At 63.3% G+C, this 14,571-nt stretch carries 13 protein-coding genes; 9 read left to right on the top strand and 4 right to left on the bottom strand.

Annotated features, from left to right (window positions below):
- The first annotated feature begins 168 nt into the window (after positions 1–168).
- On the top strand, positions 169–573 hold the full coding sequence (locus X739_RS157880) for a Fur family transcriptional regulator (protein WP_015315682.1): 405 nt from the start codon (positions 169–171) through the stop codon (positions 571–573).
- A gap of 16 nt (positions 574–589) precedes the next feature.
- Here the strand turns inward: X739_RS157880 and polA are convergent, their stop codons facing one another.
- Complete coding sequence (gene polA / locus X739_RS157875) at positions 590–3,520, bottom strand: DNA polymerase I (protein WP_023793728.1); 2,931 nt, start codon at positions 3,518–3,520, stop codon at positions 590–592.
- A 420-nt stretch (positions 3,521–3,940) separates the two neighbouring features.
- On the opposite strand from polA, the gene X739_RS157870 reads away from it, so the two are divergent.
- The 7 genes from X739_RS157870 to X739_RS157840 all read left to right on the top strand — a co-directional run bounded on the left by X739_RS157870 (position 3,941) and on the right by X739_RS157840 (position 10,568).
- Positions 3,941–5,332, top strand: a complete 1,392-nt coding sequence (locus X739_RS157870) for a M20/M25/M40 family metallo-hydrolase (RefSeq protein WP_031247689.1) — start codon at positions 3,941–3,943, stop codon at positions 5,330–5,332.
- 78 nt (positions 5,333–5,410) lie between these two features.
- Positions 5,411–6,031 (top strand): ribonuclease D, encoded by a 621-nt coding sequence (locus X739_RS157865; protein WP_031247688.1) that lies wholly within the window; start codon positions 5,411–5,413, stop codon positions 6,029–6,031.
- A gap of 13 nt (positions 6,032–6,044) precedes the next feature.
- Positions 6,045–6,248, top strand: a complete 204-nt coding sequence (locus X739_RS157860; protein WP_023793731.1) for a hypothetical protein — start codon at positions 6,045–6,047, stop codon at positions 6,246–6,248.
- Positions 6,249–6,356: 108 nt separating this feature from the next.
- On the top strand, positions 6,357–6,611 hold the full coding sequence (locus tag X739_RS157855; RefSeq protein WP_023770647.1) for a GlsB/YeaQ/YmgE family stress response membrane protein: 255 nt from the start codon (positions 6,357–6,359) through the stop codon (positions 6,609–6,611).
- 25 nt (positions 6,612–6,636) lie between these two features.
- On the top strand, positions 6,637–6,783 hold the full coding sequence (locus X739_RS1000000167740; protein WP_023770646.1) for a hypothetical protein: 147 nt from the start codon (positions 6,637–6,639) through the stop codon (positions 6,781–6,783).
- 28 nt (positions 6,784–6,811) lie between these two features.
- Complete coding sequence (locus tag X739_RS157845) at positions 6,812–7,726, top strand: hypothetical protein (protein ID WP_023770645.1); 915 nt, start codon at positions 6,812–6,814, stop codon at positions 7,724–7,726.
- 568 nt (positions 7,727–8,294) lie between these two features.
- Positions 8,295–10,568: a transglycosylase domain-containing protein gene (locus tag X739_RS157840; protein WP_023793735.1), complete on the top strand. Its 2,274-nt coding sequence runs from the start codon at positions 8,295–8,297 to the stop codon at positions 10,566–10,568.
- 25 nt (positions 10,569–10,593) lie between these two features.
- Here the strand turns inward: X739_RS157840 and X739_RS157835 are convergent, their stop codons facing one another.
- Complete coding sequence (locus X739_RS157835; RefSeq protein WP_023793737.1) at positions 10,594–10,959, bottom strand: nuclear transport factor 2 family protein; 366 nt, start codon at positions 10,957–10,959, stop codon at positions 10,594–10,596.
- 156 nt (positions 10,960–11,115) lie between these two features.
- Here X739_RS157835 and X739_RS157830 point away from each other — a divergent pair, with 156 nt between their 5' ends.
- Positions 11,116–11,868, top strand: a complete 753-nt coding sequence (locus X739_RS157830) for an SDR family oxidoreductase (RefSeq protein ID WP_023770642.1) — start codon at positions 11,116–11,118, stop codon at positions 11,866–11,868.
- A gap of 95 nt (positions 11,869–11,963) precedes the next feature.
- Here the strand turns inward: X739_RS157830 and X739_RS157825 are convergent, their stop codons facing one another.
- Both X739_RS157825 and X739_RS157820 read right to left on the bottom strand, forming a co-directional pair.
- Entirely contained in the window at positions 11,964–13,742 is a 1,779-nt protein-coding gene (locus tag X739_RS157825) for a cation:proton antiporter (RefSeq protein ID WP_023793740.1), read from the bottom strand.
- A 224-nt stretch (positions 13,743–13,966) separates the two neighbouring features.
- Positions 13,967–14,416: a host attachment protein gene (locus X739_RS157820; RefSeq protein ID WP_015315693.1), complete on the bottom strand. Its 450-nt coding sequence runs from the start codon at positions 14,414–14,416 to the stop codon at positions 13,967–13,969.
- Positions 14,417–14,571 lie beyond the last annotated feature (155 nt).

Genomic DNA, 14,571 nt, shown 5'->3' on the forward strand with positions numbered 1-14,571 from the left:
CGCCCGCTCATCAAGCCTGCGATCACCAATGTGCCGGCACGTCATCGATCGGTCCGGGACAACAACAGAAGAGTAGCAAAGAAGGCGGTTCGTCGCTATCTGAATGGGATCGGGTCGTTTGCACGCGCAGACAGCCCGCCAACAGCGCAGGACAAGTGGAACAGGACCATGGCGGCAAGGGATGTGCTGACGAAAAACCAGTTGTGCGTGCTCGAGAAACTCGAGATCGCCAGCGGCCCGCTCAGCGCCTACACCTTGCTCGATCAGCTTCGCGAGCGCGGTTTTCGCGCACCATTGCAGGTCTATCGCGCGCTCGACACACTGGTGAAATCAGGCTTCGTGCACCGGCTGGAAAGCATCAATTCCTTCGTCGCCTGCGCCGAGCCGCACGACCATAGCCACTCGATGACGGCCTTCGCCATCTGCGATACTTGCGGGCAGGTGACCGAAATGTCCGATCACGACGTCGACCACCGGCTGAACGAATGGGTCAACTCGACCGGCTTCGCCGCCAAGAAGGCGGTGATCGAATTTCGCGGGACCTGCGCGAAATGTTTGGCGCAAGCGGCCTGAGGGCCTCGCTAGCGCGTTAGTGTGCCTCGTCCCAGTTGTTGGCGGCCCGCGCGTCGACATGCAGCGGCACCGACATCGAAACCGCCGGCATCGCCGCGTTTTCCATGACATGGCGCACGACGGGGATCGTCGCCTCGACTTCCACTTCCACCGTTTCGAAGATAAGTTCGTCATGCACCTGCAGGAGCATGCGGGCCGACAGCTTGGCCTTGTCCAAGGCTTCCTCCATGCGGATCATGGCACGGCGGATGATGTCGGCGGCGGTGCCTTGCAGGCGGGCGTTGATCGAGGCGCGCTCGTTGAAGGCGCGCAGAGAAGGGTTCGACGACCTGATGTCGGGATAGTGGATGCGGCGGCCGAAGATCGTTTCGACGAAGCCGTGCTCGCGGGCATAGGCCTTGGTCTCCTCGATATAATCGCGGATGCCGGGAAAGCGCTCGAAGTATTTCTTGATGTAGGCGCTCGCCTCTTCGCGCGGGATCGACAGCTGGTTGGCGAGACCGAAAGCCGAGATGCCATAGATGATGCCGAAATTGATAGCCTTGGCGCGGCGGCGCACTTCCGAAGGCATACCCTCCACCGGCACGTTGAACATTTCCGACGCTGTGATGGCGTGGATGTCGGCGCCATCCGCAAAGGCCTGCCGCAACTGCGGGATTTCGGCGACATGGGCGAGCACGCGCAGTTCGATCTGGCTGTAGTCGGCTGACACCAGCCGGAGGCTCTTGTCGGTGATGAAGGCGGTCCGGATCTTGCGGCCTTCAGCCGTGCGCACCGGGATGTTCTGCAGGTTCGGGTCGGAAGACGACAGACGGCCCGTCGTCGTCGCGGCGAGCGCGTAGGAGGTGTGGACGCGTTTCGTGTCGGGATTGACGAAGCCGGGCAGGGCATCGGTGTAGGTCGATTTCAGTTTGGTCAGCTGGCGCCAATCGACGATCTTGCGCGGCAGTTCGTGCCCTTCCGCGGCAAGGTCTTCGAGCAGCTGCGCCGAGGTCGACCACTGGCCGGTCTTGGTCTTGGAGCCGCCGGGCAGGCCCATGCGGCCGAACAATATGTCGCCGAGCTGCTTGGGCGAGCCGATGTTGATGCGCTCGCCGATGAGCAGGTAGATTTCCTCCTCGAGCCGGGCCGCACCTTGCGCCAGTTCCCCCGACAGCCGCGACAGGATCTGCCGATCGACCGAAATGCCGCGCTGTTCCATGCGCGCCAGCACCGGCACCAGGGGCCGCTCCAGGCGTTCATAGACCGAGACCAGGCCCTTGGCTGCAAGCCGGGGCTTCAGCACCAGCCACAGCCGCAACGTCACGTCGGCATCCTCGGCGGCGTGAGCGGTCGCCCTGTCGATGTCGACCTGGTCAAAACCGACAGAGCTCTTCCTGGAGCCAGTCACGTCCTTGAGTTGAAGGGGTTTATGGCCAAGCCATTTGTCGGCAAGGGCATCCATGCCGTGGCCGTGCGGCGTGCCGGCGTCGAGCACGTAGGAGATCAGCATGGTGTCATCGAACGGCGCGACATCGATGCCGTAGCGGCTCATGATGACCAGATCATATTTCAGGTTCTGCGCGATCTTCAGCACCGACCTGTCCTCGAACAGGGGTTTGAGGACCGCCAGAGCCTCGCGAAGCGGAATCTGGTTTTCGAGCGTGCCGCCGCCAAGCAGGTCGCCATTGCCGCTCTTGTGGGCGAAGGGAATATAGCCGGCGCGGCCAGGCGCTGTGGCCATGGCCAAACCGATCAGTTCGGCCTGCATCGGATCGGTCGAGGTGGCCCTGACGTCGAAGGCAGCGATACCGGCCTCCCGCGCCTCGGCGACCCAGGCTTTCAGCGTCGCGATATCGCGGATGCCCTCATAGGCCGAGGTATCGATCTTGGCGGTCGCCGCTCTCTCCAGCCGCAATGCGGCCAGGAGGGAAGGGGTGTCGCCTTGTTTTGGCGTCTCCGTCGTCTCGATTTCAGCAGCCCGGGCAACGGGCGGTGTTCCGGCGCCGACATCGGGGCCATGTGCGTTATCGGCGCGTTCGACGGGCACCGCGATGGCCTGGACGTCGCCGGCCTCGGTGCCTGTCGCTTCCGCCACACGGCGCGTCAGCGAGGTGAATTCCATGGTCTTGAGGAAGCCAATCAGCTTCGGTCCGTCGGGGGCATGCAGGACGAAATCGTCCAATCCTTCCGCCACCGGCACATCGTTCTTCAGCGTCACCAACTGGCGCGAGATGCGCGCCTTGTCGGCGTTGGCGATGATCGATTCCCGCCTTTTCTCCTGCTTGATCTCGCCGGCGCGGGCGAGCAATTCGTCGAGGTCGCCGAACTGCTCGAGCAATTGCGCCGCGGTCTTTGGCCCAATGCCCGGCACGCCAGGCACATTGTCGACGGAGTCGCCCGTCAGCGCCTGCAGGTCGATCATCTTTTCCGGGGGCACGCCCCATTTCTCGACGACTTCCGGAATGCCGATCTGGCGATCCTTCATCGGGTCGTACATGCCGACGGTTTCGCCAACCAGCTGCATCAGGTCCTTGTCGGAGGAGATGATGGTGGTGTCGCCGCCGGCCTCGCAGGCCAGCCGGCAATAGGTGGCGATGAGATCGTCGGCCTCGAAGCCTTCCATCTCGACGCAAGGCAGGTTGAACGCCCTAGTTGCCTGGCGGATCAGGCCGAACTGCGGGATCAGATCCTCGGGCGGCGCCGAACGGTTGGCCTTGTATTCGGGATAAAGATCGTTGCGGAAGGTTTTCGAGGAATAGTCGAAGATGACGGCGAAATGCGTCGGCACTATGCCCACATCGGTGTTGCGGGCATCCTGCATCAGCTTCCACAGCATGTTGCAGAAGCCGGAAACGGCACCGACCGGCAGGCCGTCCGACTTGCGGGTCAGCGGCGGCAGCGCGTGATAGGCGCGGAAGATGTAGCCGGAGCCGTCGATGAGAAAGAGATGATCGCCTTTTTTCATGCCGGCAGGGATAGCGCGGCGCGATGGCTTGGTCCATGCCAAAGACATCGCCAGATACAACACCCTGACAGATCGTGACCCGGACGGATCGGAGGCATACAGGCCCGCTCACGGGGACGTTACAAAAGTGTAACGTTGACGCCCTTGAATCGCCACGTTCACAGACCCAAATAGACGTCATCGGCAGTTTTCGCCGAAGTCCGGAGCAAGGCCCGTCCCCCGCCTATACCGGACAATTGCGGCAGCCTATCCCCCCTCTCCGGGCTGCCGCATCGTTTGGAGTAAAAGGCCGCCGTGGTTCCCCCTCCACCACGGCGGCATTTTTTTGCCCGCGGCGGCCATCCGGGTCGTGGTCCAATCGCCCCGGGCTTTTCGTTTCGCCGCTCTGCCTTTACGGTTCCGGCACTGAATCGAAAGGCTATGCAAATGTCCGCAGTCTCCCCCGTCCTCGACCGTCTCGACAAGAATCTCGACCAGAGCCTGGAGCGGCTCTTCGGCCTGCTCGGGATCAAGTCGATCTCCACCGATCCAGCCTACGCCGCCGACTGCCGCAAGGCGGCGGAATGGCTGGTGGCGGAACTCAAACTGATCGGCTTCGACGCCAGCGTGCGCGACACGCCGGGCCACCCAATGGTGGTTGCGCATCATGATGGGCCGGCTGGGGCGCCGCATGTGCTGTTCTACGGCCATTACGACGTGCAGCCGGTCGACCCGATCGAACTGTGGGAAAACGACCCCTTCGCCCCCGCGATCAAGGAGGTCGGACCTGGTCACAAGATCATCACCGGGCGCGGCTCGGCCGACGACAAGGGTCAGCTGATGACCTTTGTCGAGGCATGCCGTGCCTGGAAACAGGTGCACGGCAGCCTGCCGTGCCGGGTCACCATCCTGTTCGAAGGCGAGGAGGAATCCGGCTCGCCCTCGCTGAAGCCGTTCCTCGAGGCCAATGCCGAGGAGCTCAAGGCCGACTTCGCGCTGGTCTGCGATACCAGCATGTGGGACCGCGACACGCCGTCGATCTGCGTCGGGCTACGCGGTCTGGTCGGCGAGGAGATCACGGTTAAGGCCGCCGACCGCGACCTGCATTCGGGCCTGTATGGCGGGGCTGCCGCCAACCCGATCCGCATCCTGGCCAAGGTGCTGGCCGACATCCACGACAAGGACGGCCATATCACCATCCCGGGCTTCTATGACGGCGTCGAGGAAACCCCCTCGCAGGTGCTGAAATCATGGGAGACGCTGGGCGAGACGGCCGAGACCTTCCTCGGCCCTGTCGGCTTGTCGATCCCATCGGGCGAAAAAGGCCGCTCGGTGCTGGAACTGACCTGGGCGCGACCCACCGCCGAATTCAACGGCATCATCGGTGGCTACACCGGCAAGGGTTTCAAGACCGTCATCGCGGCGGAAGCCTCGGCAAAGGTCTCGTTCCGCCTTGTCCATAAGCAGGATCCGGCCAAGATCCGCGCGGCCTTCCAGAAATTCGTCAAGGAACGCATCCCAGCCGATTGTACGGTCGAATTCCACGCTCATGGCGGCTCACCGGCAATCCAGCTTTCTTACGACTCGCCCTTCCTGGCCAAGGCCAAGACAGCGCTTTCCGACGAATGGCCAAAGCCCGCGGTGACGACCGGCAGCGGCGGCTCCATTCCGGTCGTGGGCGACTTCCAGACCTATCTCGGCATGGAATCGCTGCTGGTCGGGTTCGGCCTCGATGACGACCGCATCCACTCGCCCAACGAGAAATACGAGCTCAGCTCCTTCCACAAGGGCCAGCGCTCCTGGGCGCGCATTCTGGATGCGCTGACACGCTGAGCGCGGAAAACACGTTTTCTTGTTGATTTTTCACCGGATCGCGGCGAGGACGGGTAACGCCGCGACCCGGAGAAAACGATGAGCGATATCCGCTTCCATAAAAACGATCTGCCCGACCTTTCGCACTACGATGTCGCGGCGGTGGCGATCGATACGGAAACGCTTGGCCTCAAACCGCACCGAGACCGGCTCTGCGTGGTGCAGATCTCGCCTGGCGACGGCAGCGCCGATGTCATCCAGATCGCGCCGGGCCAGAAGGAGGCATCGAACCTGGTCAAGCTGCTGGCAAACGACAGGGTGACCAAGCTGTTCCACTACGGTCGCTTCGACCTCGCCGTGCTCTACCACGCGTTTGGCGTGATGGCCGAGCCGGTGTTCTGCACCAAGATCGCCTCGCGGCTGACGCGCACCTATACCGACCGGCACGGGCTGAAGGACATCTGTTTCGAGCTTCTCGGCGTCGGCCTGTCCAAGGCGCAGCAATCGTCGGATTGGGCGGCCGAAACGCTGTCGCCCGAACAGCTCGAATACGCCGCCTCCGATGTGCTCTATCTGCATCGTTTGCGCGATGCGCTGGCGGGACGGCTGGCGCGCGAGGGCCGCACTAAGGAGGCGGACGCCTGTTTCCGCTTCCTGCCGACGCGGGCCAAGCTTGACCTGATGGGCTGGGACGAAGAGGATATCTTCGCTCACAGCTGAGAAAAGGGATGAGATGGCGGACAGAAAGCCGATATCGACCGCGCCGACCGACGGCTCAAAGGTCACCGTCACCTGGAAGGACAGCGACGGCGTCCTCAATGAATCCATAGCGCAATACCGCGACGGCGGCTGGTGGGTCTACACCGACAGTCATACGCAGAAGAAGGTCGAGCCGACCAGCTGGCGGCCCGCTGCCAGCGACGACCACGACCAGTGAGCGCCGCTGGTGGGACGGGGTGCTTTCGACTAGCCTGAAGTCGTTGATATCGGGGCCGATTCGGAGCCTTCCGCTCCGCACCCGCCCTCTTGCACGGAGAAACCCGCCATGGGTGTCGAAAGCCTTCTCGTCTTCATCCTCATCGGTGCCATCGCCGGCTGGCTCGCCGGTCTCATCGTTTCGGGTTTCGGCTTCGGCCTGATCGGCAACATCATCGTCGGCATTATCGGCGCCTTCATCGCTGGCTGGCTGTTTCCGCGCATCGGCTTGTCGATCGGCGGTGGCATCATCGCCTCCATAATCCACGCCACGATCGGCGCCATCATCCTTTTGGTTCTGGTCAGGGTCCTGAAACGAGCCTGAGGCTCGGCATGACAGAAGGCGCGCCATGAAGCAGAACACGCTCTATCTCCTCATTGGCGCGCTCATCATCGTGATCATCGCACTGGGCGTCTACGTCTACCGCGAGCAGGCCAGGCCGAAAGGCGTCGAACTCAGGATCGACGACAAGGGCATTTCAATCCAGCAGAACTGAACCCGCCGGGCGGATCCAGGAGCGTGACATGGAGGCTTCCGACGCATGGCAGAGCGGAGAGCGGCCCAGGATCACCGTGGCGGAATGGGAGAGGTTGAACCGGCCGCCACGACGCGAGGCGTTGCTGCGCTATTACTGGCGGACTTTTCGCTTCCTGAGGACATCCGCGCCGATCAGCGAATTGCAGGGACGACAGCAATCGTTCCGTGACGCGGTCGTGGCCACTGTTGCCTTCAACCGGCCTGATGTGATCGCATGGCAGATCCACCTCGTGCGCCGACACCTGGCCGAGCACGAGAGCTATGTCGTCTTCGACAACAGCAAGAAGGAGGAGGCGAGGGAAGCCATCCGCGACCTCTGCCAGCGCCAGCACGTCCCCTATGTAGCGTTGCCGAGGAACAGGCTGACGGTCAGCAGATCGCACGGCCAGGCGCTCAACTGGATCGTGCGCAATTTCATGACCGGCTTGGCCCCGAAGGTCTTCGGCTTCATCGACCATGACATCTTTCCGACGGAACCGTTTTCAATCCACGACCGGCTGAAGGGCAAGACCATTTACGGCAGTGTCCGCCGCGACACGCCGACGCCGGGCGGCTGGTTCTTGTGGCCCGCCTTCTGTTTTTTCGACGGAAGCCTGTTGCGACAGCGGCTGGATTTCGCGCCGAGCTACAAATTCCGTATGGACTCGGGTGGCGGCAACTGGCCGCTGCTCTACCGCACGATCGACCATGCGCTGGTCAGATTTACCGAGAACAAGTTGCTGCGCTGCGGCGAGGGCGATGACGAGCACGAGGATTTCTTCATGTCGGTCGACGGCTGGCTGCATGTTACCAATGCCTCGAACTGGCGAAGGCAGCCGGTCGACAGGCGCGAACAACTCATCGCCTTGTTGCGGCAGGCGGCGGGTCCTGACCAGTTGGATGTGAAGTTCGAGCCGATCTAAAAGGTTCGCCATGTCGCGTCGGCTCCAGATGGCCTTTGATCGACAAACGCGAGCCAGCCGATCCAGATCGCGGCCAACTCGCTGCACGTGCAGACCTGGCGGCTCGCCTGCAAGCGGTCGACTGTCTCGACGGCCGAAAGCGGCACGCACTGTTTGGTCGCTGGCGATCGAGGAGCAACGGGCGTCGCGACCCGGCGCGTTCAATCGGTGTGCGCGACGAGGAGACCTTTCTGGGGGTCGGGCCAGTGTCGAGGAAGGCGGCCCGAAGGGCCTCGACAACGACCGCTCGAACAGTGTCGTTGCGGTCACCTGCGAGGTAGGCGCTGGCCTTCTATCCGCTGGCGTCGATTGTCGGAACGGCAAGCTCGGGGATCGAGCCAGGCTTGGCGCGCTTTTAGGCGCCGGCCGTTTCCCTGATGGCGAACCGACGGTGTCGGAGAGAAGAGGATTAACAAATTCCTAACGGAATTCAGAGGTTTGGCCGAAGGCCTGCTTAACCCGCCCTTAAATCGCCGCATCTACTCTTCAACCCGAGCGCCATTGGCACCGGGGACATCAAGCGCAGCGCATGGCGAACCGCAGAGACAGTCGCATCGAGCCCAGCTTCGAGGGACCGCCGCGAGCGAGATCCCAGACGGGTCTTTCGGTGAGCGAGGAGGACCGCGTCGTGCCGAACAACAGCAAAGCCTCCGCCAAACGCAAATCATCCAACGCGAAATCGTCGCGGGGGAAACGCGGCGGAGGCGGGCGCGGGCTGTTCGGCGTGCTCGGCCGGCTGTTCTACTGGTGCTTCGTGCTCGCCATCTGGGGCGGCATCGCGGTGGCCGGCGTCGTCATCTACTACGGCGCCAAGATGCCGGCGGCCACGACCTGGTCGATTCCCGATCGTGCGCCCAACATCAAGATCGTCTCGGCCGATGGGCAATTGCTCGCCAATCGCGGCATGAGCGGCGGCGAGGCTGTCGGCCTGCACGAAATGTCGCCCTATATCCCCGAGGCAGTCATCGCCATCGAGGACCGCCGTTTCTATTCGCATTTCGGTGTCGATCCGATCGGCCTGTCGCGCGCAATGGTCACCAACCTCATCGGCGGGCATTTCTCGCAAGGCGGTTCGACGCTGACGCAGCAATTGGCCAAGAACCTGTTCCTGACGCCGGACCGTACATTGGAGCGTAAAGTGCAGGAGGTGCTGCTGGCCCTGTGGCTCGAGCACAAGCACAGCAAGGACCAGATCCTCGAAATGTACCTCAACCGGGTCTATTTCGGCTCCGGCGCCTATGGCGTCGAGGCGGCCTCGCGCCGTTATTTCGGCAAGAGCGCGCGCGACGTCACGCTGTCCGAAGCCGCCCTGCTTGCCGGCCTCTTGAAGGCGCCCTCGCGGCTGTCGCCGGCGCGCGATCCCAAGGCCGCCGAGGAGCGTTCGCAGCTGGTGCTCGGGGCCATGCGCGAGGAGGGCAAGATCAGCGAAAAGGAGCTGAAAACGGCGCTCAGCGCACCGGCGACGCGCTCGCCATCCTACTGGACCGGTTCGGAAAATTATGTCGCCGACACCATCATGGAAGAATTGCCCGACCTGATCGGCGACGTGCGCGGCGATATCGTCATCGATTCTACCGTGGACCTGAACCTGCAGAAGCTCGCCGAAAAATCGATCCGCCGGCTGATCGACGACAGCGGCAAGAAGCTCAACGTGACCCAGGGCGCGCTGGTGTCGATCGACGATTCCGGCGCGGTACGCGCCATGGTCGGCGGCTACGACTATTCGACCAGTCAGTTCGACCGCGCCTCGGAGGCGCGCCGGCAGCCGGGCTCGGCGTTCAAGCCGTTTGTCTATATGGCGGCACTTGAGGCCGGCCGCACGCCTGACAGCATCCGCAACGATGCGCCGATCAAGATCGGCAACTGGACACCGGACAATTACGGCGGCAAGTACTTTGGCAAGGTCACCTTGGCGACAGCGCTGGCAAAATCACTGAACTCGGTTGCCGCGCAGCTGACCATGGAAGTCGGGCCGAACGCGGTGGTGGAAGCCGCGCACCGCATGGGCATCCAGTCCGACCTGCAGGCCAACACCTCGATCGCGCTCGGCACCTCGGAAGTGACGCCACTGGAGCTGACTTCGGCCTATGTGCCCTTCGCCAATGGCGGCTACAAGCCGGACATCCATTTCATCCGCCGCGTGACGACGTCGGACGGCAAGGTGCTCTATGATAGCGCCGGCGGCAGCGCACCGCGCGTGATCAAGCCCGAGATCGTCGGAATGATGAATTCGATGATGACCGGCACGGTCGAGGTCGGCACCGCCAGGAAGGCGGCTTTCGCCTGGCCGTCGGCAGGCAAGACCGGCACCAGCCAGAATTCGCGCGACGCCTGGTTCGTCGGCTATACCGCCAATCTGACCACCGGCGTATGGTTCGGCAATGATGACGGCACGGCGATGAAGAAGGTCACCGGCGGCGCGCTGCCGGCGCAGGCCTGGCACGAATTCATGGTCGCCGCGCATGAGGGCGTGCCGGTGCGGCCGCTGCCCGGCACCTGGAAATCGACTCCGGCCGACACCATCGTGCCCGACGAGATTCCCTCGGCCAGCAACAACCAGCCGGCACCGGTTCCGCCGGCGCCCGTCGGCCAGCAGGCGCCGGCCGCGCAGGCCGCGGGACAGGCGACGCCAGCGCCGGTCCGTACGGCGCGGCCTGCCCAGACCGTCGATGCCGATGGCTTCGATATGCCAGCGGATGACGGCACCACCGCTTCGGTCGGACATCCGGTGCCGCCAGGCAGCGTCGGTGGTCGGCTCAAGAAACGGCAGACGTCGATCCTGGATATCCTTGGCGGCGGCTAGTTAGGGCGGCGGCTAGTTTGGGCGGCTAGTTCGCCCGTGGCTTGGCACTGCCCAGTTTCTTGCTGTCAAAGGTCAGCTTGTCGCTGTGGATCTTTCCGTCGCTGACCGTGAGATGCTTGGCGCAGGACAGCGCCCCCGACGACTTCGTCATCAGGTCGTACATCAACAGCGCCTGGTGGTCGTCCCCGAACGCGGCGATCATGCGCACACCGGTCACGTCCTCGGAGAGCTTCGTAAGCCCCTTCAAGTAAGGTTCCTTGCCGGTCGATTGCTGCATCGGCCCATCGAAAACGACATCGTCGGCAACGTAGGACGCCGCCTTTTCAAGGTCGTGGCTCGTCCACGCCTTCGTGAAGGCCGTTGCGATGTCGAGGGGAGCTGGCTGTGCCATGGCTTTCTCCTGATGGATTGGTGTGAACCCAGATCTTGCGATTGTCGAAACCAACGGCAAGCCGGCGTCCAGGTTCCTCATGTCGGCCCATGGTGACATTTCGGCCTCTCGCCTCCGAGACACGGTTCGGCTACACCTCCGGCCGGAGACCGCGACATGGCTGAACTCGACACCAGAAAAACCATCGTGCTGACCGGCGCCAGCCGCGGTATCGGCCATGCCACGGTCAAGCGCTTTTCGCGCGAGGGTTGGCGCGTCATCACCTGTTCGCGCCAGGCCTTTGCAGAGGATTGCCCGTGGCCGGCAGGGCCGGAAGACCACATCAAGGTCGACCTCGCCGATCAGGAAGATGTCGGTATTGCGGTCTCGGAAATCCGCCATCGGCTGGAAGCGCATGGCGGCCAGCTGCACGCGCTGGTCAACAACGCCGGCATTTCGCCCAAGCTCAAGGATGGCAACAGTCGCATGAACTCGATCGACACGCCGATGCATGTCTGGCGCGACGTGTTCCAGGTCAATTTCTTCGCGCCGATCATGCTGGCGCGCGGCCTGTTCAAGGAATTGGCGGCGGCGAAAGGCTCGATCGTCAACGTCACGTCAATCGCCGGCACCCGCGTGCATCCCTTCGCCGGCACCGCCTATGCGACGTCGAAGGCCGCTCTCGGCTCGCTGACGCGCGAGATGGCGCATGATTTCGGCCCGCACGGCATCCGTGTCAACGCCATCGCGCCAGGCGAGATCGATACCGCGATCCTGTCGCCGGGCACGGAAAAGATCGTCGAGACCATCCCACTGCGGCGCCTGGGCACCACGGCGGAAGTCGCCGACATCATCTTCTTCCTGTGCTCCGGGCAGGCATCCTATGTCACCGGCTCGGAAATCCACATCAATGGCGGCCAGCACGTGTGAACTGGTCGAGCCAAGGCCCGCTCATCTGGTCGGAGTGACAACAGCCTTGGCAATTCATTCGTGGCTTGATCAACGCGCCTGTGGGCAGCGCCGGCTCAGGCAGCGGACGGTTCAGCGACACGCGACTTGTGGCCAAGCACCTCTTCGACAATGCCACGCGCGATTTCGCGTTCGCCCATGATCACCGTATTGGCGCCGAGCCCCTTGAGATGCTCGACCTCGGCGTCGGAATGGGCGCGGGCGACGACGTTGATGTTGGGATTGGCGGCGCGCGCCCTCAGCACGATCTGGCCAGCCTCGAAGGCATTGGGGATGGCAAGGATCAGCCGCGTGGCGCCTTCGGGATTGGCGGCGGCGAAGACTTCGGTGTTGGCGGCGTTGCCGGCGACGGCTTCGATGCCGTCTGCTTTCAGCCTCGCCAGCGTCTTGTCGGCGTCCTCGATGACAAGGAAAGGCCGTGCTGCATCTTTCAACGCCGCGCCGACGAGGCCGCCGACGCGGCCGTAGCCGATCAGGATGGCATGACCGGTGAGCGCCGTCCTTGGTGGCGGGCCGTCTTCCTTTTTGGACGCTACGGCGACCGAGGCGACTTGGCCCGGTTCCGTCGCTGGACCAACCGGCTTGGCGTCCGTCGGCGGTGCCGTCCTGGCGGCGCGGGCCTCGAGCCACGGCTTCATCCAATCGATGATCAGGAACATCAGCGGGTTGAGTACGATCGAAAGGATGGCACCGGCCAGGATGAGGTCACGTCCCTGTTCCGGCAGAAGTTTCAGCCCGACGCCGAGTTCGGCCAGGATGAAGGAGAATTCGCCGATCTGGGCGAGGCTGGCCGAAATCATCAAGGCCGTGGCCAACGGATAGCCGAAGGCGACGACGATGACGAACGCCGCCAGCGACTTGCCGATGACGATGATGGCCAGCGTCGCCAGGATCGGCAGGCCGTTGCTGAACAGGCTGAACGGGTCGAACAACATGCCGACGGAGACGAAGAACAGCACCGAGAAAGCATCGCGCAGCGGCAGCGATTCTTCCGCGGCGCGGTGGCTGAGCTCGGATTCGCTCATGATCATACCGGCGAAAAAGGCGCCCAGCGCCAGCGAGACGCCGAACAGTTTTGCCGCGCCGAAGGCGACGCCGAGCGCTATTGCCAGCACCGAGAGGCGGAACAGTTCGCGCGACCCGGTATGGGCGACATAGTGCAGGATCCACGGAATGACCCTGCGGCCGACCACCAGCATGACGATGACGAAGGCGGCGACCTTCGCCAGCGTGATGCCGACGACACCCCAGATGCCATAAATGGCCGGCAGCGACAGCAGGCCGCTCGAATGGGCCTGTTCCTGGCCGCCGAGCACGCCGGCAAGTGCCGGCAACAGCACCAGCGCCAGCACCATGGCCAGATCCTCAACGATCAGCCAGCCGACGGCGATGCGGCCGCGCTCGGTCTCGATCAGGCGGCGTTCCTGAAGCGCGCGCAGCAGCACCACGGTCGAGGCGACCGACAGCGCCAGGCCAAACACCAGGCCCGCGCCCATCGACCAGCCGAGCATCCAGGACAGCCCGGCGCCGAGCGCCGTGGCGAAGCCGATCTGGACAATGGCGCCCGGCACGGCAATGGCGCGGACCGACAGAAGGTCCTTCAGCGAAAAATGCAGGCCGACGCCGAACATCAGGAGGATGACGCCGATTTCGGCCAATTCGTTGGCAAGGCCAGCGTCGGCGACAAAACCGGGTGTGTTCGGCCCAACCAGCACGCCGGCTACGAGATAGCCGACCAGTGGCGGAATGCGGAACCGATTGGCGAGGGCGCCGAAGACGAATGCCAGCCCCAGACCGGCGACGATGGTGGCGATAAGGGGCGTGTCATGCGGCATTGTCTATGGAGCGCCTTTTAAGCTAGCGATGTCGGATATGCGCCGCCCTAAGCCGCCGCCTGTTTGCAATATGGTGGACGCGGTGTCGGCGATGCAACCCGCAAAGCCGCGAAATCAACGTCGAGACGGCAAAAACTTGACCGGCCGCTGAGTGACTGCCGGTCAAGTGCCTGGGTTCAGTGGTAACCGTGCTGCGACCCGATAGGCCCCTTCGCCGCGCGTGGTCAGGCTGCCTGCAGCAACGCCTCGATCTCGAAGATGGCGTGGTTGGTCATGGTCTTCGGGATTTCGGCCGTCACCTTGTCGCCAACCTCCTTATGCAGCTTCTTGCGCATCGCGCCGAGCACCATTGGCGGGGCGACAAGCACAAGGCTGTCGAATGCACCCTCATGTGCAAGCTTGTAGAGGCGGGCGGCAATCTCCTCGGCGAAGCGCTCCTTGCCGATGCGATGCCAGTCGGTCTCCTCGACCGCGCTGCGATGCACGGATGGGCCGTCATTGTATCGACCGGGGCTGTCGCTTCCCTGTTCGCGTGTGGGCGGGTTCTCCTGTTCCATCACCTGCACGACTTCAAGGTTGGGAAACTTAGTGTCGCCGGCGTTCTTGAGCAGGAGCGCCTTTTCGCCGTCGGCCACCAAAACCCAAATGCCATGCTTCAGTTTGATCGTGTTCATGGGAACGCTCCTTGTTGAGTGGTGGCTATACCGGGAACGCATTTTGACCCGTCAACGTTCCACCCGAACGGAGGACCGAGTGGCCGTGCAGCCAGGCCCTGAAGACGAAATCACCGCTGCACGACTTTAATTTACTGAATTGGTAGAAATTAGAA

This window comes from Mesorhizobium sp. LNHC209A00 (assembly GCF_000502915.1).
Taxonomy (GTDB): Bacteria; Pseudomonadota; Alphaproteobacteria; order Rhizobiales; family Rhizobiaceae; genus Mesorhizobium.

What these genes read in the sequence shown, in the direction of transcription:
- X739_RS157880 (WP_015315682.1), top strand. Translation starts at nt 169, where the DNA reads ATGGCGGCAAGGGATGTGCTGACGAAAAACCAGTTGTGCGTGCTCGAG.
- polA (WP_023793728.1), bottom strand. Translation starts at nt 3,520, where the DNA reads ATGAAAAAAGGCGATCATCTCTTTCTCATCGACGGCTCCGGCTACATC.
- X739_RS157870 (WP_031247689.1), top strand. Translation starts at nt 3,941, where the DNA reads ATGCAAATGTCCGCAGTCTCCCCCGTCCTCGACCGTCTCGACAAGAAT.
- X739_RS157865 (WP_031247688.1), top strand. Translation starts at nt 5,411, where the DNA reads ATGAGCGATATCCGCTTCCATAAAAACGATCTGCCCGACCTTTCGCAC.
- X739_RS157860 (WP_023793731.1), top strand. Translation starts at nt 6,045, where the DNA reads ATGGCGGACAGAAAGCCGATATCGACCGCGCCGACCGACGGCTCAAAG.
- X739_RS157855 (WP_023770647.1), top strand. Translation starts at nt 6,357, where the DNA reads ATGGGTGTCGAAAGCCTTCTCGTCTTCATCCTCATCGGTGCCATCGCC.
- X739_RS1000000167740 (WP_023770646.1), top strand. Translation starts at nt 6,637, where the DNA reads ATGAAGCAGAACACGCTCTATCTCCTCATTGGCGCGCTCATCATCGTG.
- X739_RS157845 (WP_023770645.1), top strand. Translation starts at nt 6,812, where the DNA reads ATGGAGGCTTCCGACGCATGGCAGAGCGGAGAGCGGCCCAGGATCACC.
- X739_RS157840 (WP_023793735.1), top strand. Translation starts at nt 8,295, where the DNA reads ATGGCGAACCGCAGAGACAGTCGCATCGAGCCCAGCTTCGAGGGACCG.
- X739_RS157835 (WP_023793737.1), bottom strand. Translation starts at nt 10,959, where the DNA reads ATGGCACAGCCAGCTCCCCTCGACATCGCAACGGCCTTCACGAAGGCG.
- X739_RS157830 (WP_023770642.1), top strand. Translation starts at nt 11,116, where the DNA reads ATGGCTGAACTCGACACCAGAAAAACCATCGTGCTGACCGGCGCCAGC.
- X739_RS157825 (WP_023793740.1), bottom strand. Translation starts at nt 13,742, where the DNA reads ATGCCGCATGACACGCCCCTTATCGCCACCATCGTCGCCGGTCTGGGG.
- X739_RS157820 (WP_015315693.1), bottom strand. Translation starts at nt 14,416, where the DNA reads ATGAACACGATCAAACTGAAGCATGGCATTTGGGTTTTGGTGGCCGAC.